The sequence below is a fragment of the Bacillus sp. GMs2/2 genome (assembly GCF_050172095.1).
GTDB lineage: Bacteria > Bacillota > Bacilli > Bacillales > Bacillaceae_G > Bacillus_A > Bacillus_A cereus.
Map to the genome: position 1 here is coordinate 1 of NZ_JBNLYE010000464.1, position 2,699 is coordinate 2,699.

The window sequence follows — 2,699 nt, forward strand, 5'->3', positions numbered from 1 at the left end:
TTAAGATGCTTTGTTAATCGTTTTTATACCTGTAGCTTTATCACTTATAGTAATCATAATTATAATAAAAGAACAACGAAACAAATTCCCGATACCACATAATTATAAGAGGACAATAAAGCATCAAGATATAATGTATGCTTTGTCTGGAAAAAGGAATTAAGTACTTCAAGGTTAAACACTTAACTTTAAAATAGTAAATTCGTTGCTTGTAGCACTTCAAATAGACTGTGTCCCCGAAAGTTAGAAAGGTCGGTTTGTTAAGTAGCCTCTAGGGAATGAGCCTAGTACAATACCGGATTCATTCCCTTTTATTTTTCCTTGATTCTTTCATGATTATAGTACTTGATATACTTTGCTAATTCTTGTTTGAATTCTGTTATACTTTCAAATTCTCTCGATACAGAAATAGACATACAAAAACGCGATTCTTTCTTATAAATCTACAGAAAGAATGGCGTATTATTCGAACGTGAGTTCCTTTATTGAAAAGCTTTAGTTCTATATGACAGATAAAAGGGCAAGCAACGCTAAAATAGCGAGAAGTCCTTGTTTCATGATAATTGATTTATTGGATGTGAGACCTCCGAAAATAGCTGCTACCCCACACAAATGATGAAAAATAATTGAATCATATAACCAATGGGATTGTTTCCAAGTATAAGTCCCCAAATGAGGCCAGCTGCTAAGAATCCATTATATAAACCGTTTACAAATTAATTGTCTAAGTATTTCTAAGTTTAAAGAGTGCAGTGTCTTCGTTTTTTATTGAATTAACTTTTACATGTTGGTTCAATATTTTCTATTCTCTTGGAACTTAGTTCTCGTTTACTTCTCACAAAAGCAATAAAATCTATTATCTCTTCTGTTGACAGTGCTTCTCCATCTACTAAAAGTGTTGCATCTGAATCGTTTAGGAGTCTTGTAATATCAATTACATCTTTGTTTTGATGTGAATGTTCAATTCGACCTAATATATAATCTACAGATGTATCAAATAAATCGGCTATTTTAGATAAAGATTGTAATGAAGGTAATCTATAACCATTTTCATAACCAGCATAGGTGCTTTTCGCAATCCCAAGTCGATCTGCTGTCTCTTGTAAGGACCATTTTTGATTTTTTCTTAATTTAGATAAACGTTCCAGCATTCGTCTCATACCTCATCTAATTTTATTAAATTAATTATAACATAGAAAAAGAATCAAGAATAGAAAAAAAGTACGCGTATTGAATACAAAATCTTGATTAATTCAAATTAAGTTCTATAATGATAAATATAAATACGCATTACGCGAACGATATATCGTTGTTTATTTTATGGAGGGGTTGTGTATGAAGAAAATTTTATTACTTGCAACTGGTGGGACAATTGCATCTGTGGAGGGGAATGAGGGGCTTGTTCCAGGATTGTCCGCTGAGGAATTATTGAATTATTTTTCGAAGTCTTCTCGAAACTTAGAAATAGATTGCAAAATCTTAATGAATATTGATAGTACCAATATGCAACCTGAGCACTGGAAAGAAATAGCTAATGCTGTTTTTAATCACTATGATGACTATGACGGGTTTGTGATTACACATGGAACGGATACGTTAGCTTATACATCTTCCGCGTTATCTTATATGCTGCAAGGTTTAAGAAAACCAGTTGTTTTAACAGGTTCACAAGTACCTATTAGTTTTAAAAAGACAGACGCAAAGAAAAATGTAGCTGATGCTCTTAGATTTGCCTGTGAGGATGTTGGCGGTGTGTTTATTGTTTTTGATAGTAGGGTGATTATTGGGACGAGAGCAGTTAAAATGCGAACAAAAAGTTATGATGCATTTGAAAGTGTGAATTATCCATATGTTGCTGAGGTAAATGAAGATGAAGTGAAATATCATTGGAAGCCAACGTCCTCCCATAATGAACTTTCAATAAATACTAATTTATGTACGGATGTTTTTCTTATGAAATTGTATCCAGGTACAAAACCAGAGATATTTGATTGTTTAAAAGATTTGTATAAAGGGATTATTATTGAAAGTTTTGGTAACGGTGGATTACCTTTTGAAGGAAGGAACTTGCTTTCGAAAATTCAAGAGTTGACTGAAATGGGGATTGCTGTAGTGATTACTACTCAATGCCTGGAAGAAGGAGAAGACATACTTCTCTATGAAGTAGGACGGAAAGTGGCACAACATCAAGTAATATTGTCTGGAGATATGAATACGGAAGCCATCATAGCAAAATTGATGTGGGCGCTTGGGAAAACTAATAAATTAGAAGAGATTAAAAAAATTATTGAAGAGCCTTTAGTCTACGATTTAACAATAAAATCTGATAAGGATTGGTAATGACTTCATATGATTTATTTAGGTTTTACATTTAATATGGGGGAGAAATTAAAATGGCAATGACAAACAAGAACGTGCGAGTGGAGAATGATTTTTTGGGAGGAAAGGAATTACCTATTGAGGCATATTACGGAATTCAGACTTTACGCGCTGTTGAAAATTTCCCGATTACAGGGTATAAAATTCATGAAAGTTTAATTAGAGCGTTCGCAATTGTAAAAAAAGCAGCAGCGCTTGCTAATACAGATGTAGGAAGATTGGAATTGAACAAGGGTGGCGCGATCGCAGAAGCTGCTCAAGAAATTCTTGATGGAAAATGGCACGATCATTTCATCGTCGATCCAATTCAGGGTGGAGCA

General features: G+C 33.6%; 3 protein-coding genes and 3 pseudogenes. 3 read left to right on the top strand and 3 right to left on the bottom strand.

Features of this window, described 5'->3' with window-relative positions; translation table 11 throughout:
* Positions 1-55: 55 nt before the first annotated feature.
* A pseudogene (locus ACQGS6_RS26040) lies at positions 56-186 on the top strand (excinuclease ABC subunit C); the annotation flags it as partial.
* 125 nt (positions 187-311) lie between these two features.
* On the opposite strand, the pseudogene ACQGS6_RS26045 reads toward ACQGS6_RS26040, so the two are convergent.
* From ACQGS6_RS26045 to ansR, 3 genes and pseudogenes are all read right to left on the bottom strand, one after another.
* Positions 312-398: pseudogene (locus ACQGS6_RS26045) on the bottom strand (IS3 family transposase); the annotation flags it as partial.
* Positions 399-501: 103 nt separating this feature from the next.
* Positions 502-707: pseudogene (locus ACQGS6_RS26050) on the bottom strand (DUF1304 domain-containing protein); the annotation flags it as partial.
* 66 nt (positions 708-773) lie between these two features.
* The gene (gene ansR / locus ACQGS6_RS26055; protein ID WP_242785561.1) at positions 774-1,151 is read right to left on the bottom strand and encodes an HTH-type transcriptional regulator AnsR; all 378 of its coding nucleotides are present in this window, start codon (positions 1,149-1,151) and stop codon (positions 774-776) included.
* A gap of 184 nt (positions 1,152-1,335) precedes the next feature.
* On the opposite strand from ansR, the gene ansA reads away from it, so the two are divergent.
* Positions 1,336-2,340, top strand: coding sequence for an asparaginase (ansA, locus tag ACQGS6_RS26060; RefSeq protein ID WP_087875530.1), 1,005 nt, complete (start codon positions 1,336-1,338; stop codon positions 2,338-2,340).
* A 53-nt stretch (positions 2,341-2,393) separates the two neighbouring features.
* The coding region (locus tag ACQGS6_RS26065; protein WP_098620099.1) for a lyase family protein at positions 2,394-2,699 on the top strand (306 nt) is incomplete at its 3' end.